The sequence below is a fragment of the Rossellomorea aquimaris genome (genome assembly GCF_003315075.1).
GTDB lineage: Bacteria > Bacillota > Bacilli > Bacillales > Bacillaceae_B > Rossellomorea > Rossellomorea aquimaris_C.
Genome location: NZ_QNRJ01000054.1, coordinates 1 through 1,005, shown reverse-complemented (window position 1 = coordinate 1,005; position 1,005 = coordinate 1). Strand labels below are relative to the sequence as shown.

Below are 1,005 nucleotides of genomic sequence, written 5' to 3'. Positions count from 1 at the left end.
AAAAAAGGGATCACCAAACTAAACCAGTAACGGTTGTTAATTACTGGAATTTATGAAAAGTTACGAAATGACGTGGTTATGTCATTCCCTTACGCCCCTTTCTGGCGTAAAGAGTTGATGACTGCGTAGTAGCGCATCCACCAATCGCACGAGTTTTCTTGCTGTTAGAACGAGTGCTCGTTTGTGTTGGTGCTTTGGTACTTCACCATACTTTTTCACGTAATATTCTTGGTATTCCGGTACTCGCTTTCGTACTGAATTGGCGGCTTCAACTAAGTAATATCGCAAGTAGTGGTTACCATTACGTGATAAAGACGTGTCTTCAGCTGTGAAACGGCCAGATTGGTGTTTTCGCCAATATAGGCCTGCATATTTCGCTATTTTGGTTTCATCGTCAAATCGATCGACCTGGCCAATTTCGGCGATGATTCCTGCTGCGAAGACAGGACCGATTCCCGGGATCGATTCAAGGGTTTGTGTCAAGCCTGCCATCAATTTCTTAATTGCTTTGTCAATCTCTTTAATTTGCTTCTGGAAGGTACGGATGACTTCGATAGAGGTACCCAATATCACATCCATGGAATCTTCCACCACCTTATCCAAGCGGTATGATGAGCGCATGGCTTTTTGAATGGATGATGCCACACATTCGGGGTCTCCAAATCGATTTTTCCCTTTCTCTTGGAGAAACGCTGCCAGATCTTCAAGGGGCATCTGGGCGATCTCTTCGATGCTGTACTTTTCTAAGAATAATTCCATCATGGCGTTGCCGAAAACAGAGGAATCTACTTCCTGGGAAAAGGTATTACATTTGTAACTCAGGTGCTGAAGAAAGTGTTGTTTTTCTTTCGTCAACATGCGTACTAATTGGTATCGGGACCTGGTCAGTTGTTGTAAGGCAACGTACTGACTTTCCTTCACGACGGACATCTGATTTCGACCGAAGCGTAAATAATCCGCAATGACAAAAGCGTCAATTTCATCCGTTTTATTCATGTCTGCGAA

General features: G+C 43.6%; 1 protein-coding gene. It reads right to left on the bottom strand.

What is annotated here, in order from left to right; translation table 11 throughout:
- Positions 1-81 precede the first annotated feature (81 nt).
- Positions 82-1,005, bottom strand: a 924-nt coding sequence (locus DET59_RS21395; protein WP_113971593.1) for an IS110 family RNA-guided transposase, incomplete at its 5' end; no start/stop codon positions are given.